This is a genomic window from Mesorhizobium sp. M0522, from assembly GCF_040321085.1.
In the GTDB taxonomy this organism is placed as follows: domain Bacteria; phylum Pseudomonadota; class Alphaproteobacteria; order Rhizobiales; family Rhizobiaceae; genus Mesorhizobium.
Genome location: NZ_JAMYQW010000099.1, coordinates 1 through 810, shown reverse-complemented (window position 1 = coordinate 810; position 810 = coordinate 1). Strand labels below are relative to the sequence as shown.

At 61.6% G+C, this 810-nt stretch carries 1 protein-coding gene; it reads left to right on the top strand.

What is annotated here, in order from left to right; translation table 11 throughout:
* Positions 1-4 precede the first annotated feature (4 nt).
* Positions 5-810 (top strand): chaperonin GroEL (groEL, locus tag NKI58_RS35440; RefSeq protein WP_352849081.1); only part of this gene is annotated, 806 nt, incomplete at its 3' end.

The following is an 810-nucleotide window of genomic DNA, read 5'->3' as shown; positions in this document are numbered from 1 at the left end:
AAAAATGGCTGCCAAAGACGTAAAATTCTCCCGCGACGCTCGTGAGCGCATGCTGCGCGGCGTCAACATCCTCGCCGACGCGGTGAAGGTCACGCTCGGCCCCAAGGGCCGCAACGTCGTCATCGACAAGTCGTTCGGCGCACCGCGCATCACCAAGGACGGCGTCACCGTCGCCAAGGAAATCGAGCTTGAGGACAAGTTCGAAAACATGGGCGCGCAGATGGTCCGCGAAGTTGCTTCGAAGACCAACGACATCGCCGGCGACGGCACCACCACCGCGACCGTTCTGGCACAGTCGATCGTCCAGGAAGGCCACAAGTCGGTTGCCGCCGGCATGAACCCGATGGACCTCAAGCGCGGCATCGACCTCGCCGTCGCCGACGTCGTCGCGACGCTGATCAAGAACGCCAAGAAGATCAAGACCTCGGAAGAGGTTGCCCAGGTCGGCACCATCGCCGGCAATGGCGACGTGTCGGTCGGCTCGATGATCGCGGAAGCGATGCAGAAGGTCGGCAATGAGGGCGTCATCACCGTCGAGGAAGCAAAGACCGCCGAGACCGAGCTTGAAGTCGTTGAAGGCATGCAGTTCGACCGCGGCTATCTCTCGCCCTACTTCGTCACCAACGCCGAGAAGATGGTTGCGGATCTGGAAGACGCCTACATTCTTCTCCACGAGAAGAAGCTCTCCAACCTGCAGGCCATGCTGCCGATCCTCGAGGCCGTCGTGCAGACCTCGAAGCCGCTGGTCATCATCTCGGAAGATGTCGAAGGCGAGGCCCTGGCCACGCTGGTCGTCAACAAGCTGCGTGG